We start from the raw sequence: 705 nt of genomic DNA, 5'->3' as shown, positions 1-705 counted from the left end.
AACCTCGGAACCCTTCGAAATCTTCACGACTGTTTTTTCACTTGATTGCGTCAGTCACATCTGTGTAATTCTGTTCGTGGCTCATATTCTAAAATTTTTTGTTCCCGCTTGAGAAATCAATTCTATCAAGCTCTACTTTTCTTATGTTCAAGTCCTCGTAAGTTCTGTAATAGTAGACTCTGTTGGTCAAATCCGTTACTGCCGACCAGTAAGCTATGTCTCTTGAAATTACTATTCCGAGCTCTTCATTGACTACGAGGCCTTCAGGAATATCCTGAGCGTTGAGGATATGCCATGCTAGTGTGACGGCCGATTCAGCATTAGCCGGTTTCACTTCTCCGTGAGAATAGAAGGCGGCCCTCACAAATCGGCTTGGAGATGTGTTGTCCCCAGGAAGCCCAAGCAATCCAGTTCCATTTCCCGTTGCCCTAATTTCAAAATCACCTAACTTTGAACTCTTGATGTTTGCGGGAGTCAGGTTTACGTAGTTCGAGAGATTCTGAAGATGCCAGTCGAATGTGGGATTGTTTGTAATTACTCCAAGCGGATTTTCATGAATGTTCAGCTCACCATCAACGTATTCTATTACAATGCATCCGCCATGCGCATCATAGACAATATAGTGAAGGGGCATCATAGTAGACTCCGTTATCATAATGGTAAGCCCGTACACCCGGATATCATCTAGCGCCGATTTTACTTCTT

1 protein-coding gene is annotated in these 705 nt (G+C 43.5%); it reads right to left on the bottom strand.

The window, feature by feature from the left end:
- Window positions 1-88: 88 nt before the first annotated feature.
- On the bottom strand, window positions 89-705 hold a 617-nt coding region (locus BG32_RS01540; protein ID WP_121526293.1), incomplete at its 5' end, for a linear amide C-N hydrolase.

It is taken from the genome of Mesotoga sp. HF07.pep.5.2.highcov (genome assembly GCF_003666285.1).
Taxonomy (GTDB): Bacteria; Thermotogota; Thermotogae; order Petrotogales; family Kosmotogaceae; genus Mesotoga; species Mesotoga prima.
Note: the sequence above shows the minus strand (reverse complement) of the source record. Positions and strands in the feature narration are given on the sequence as shown.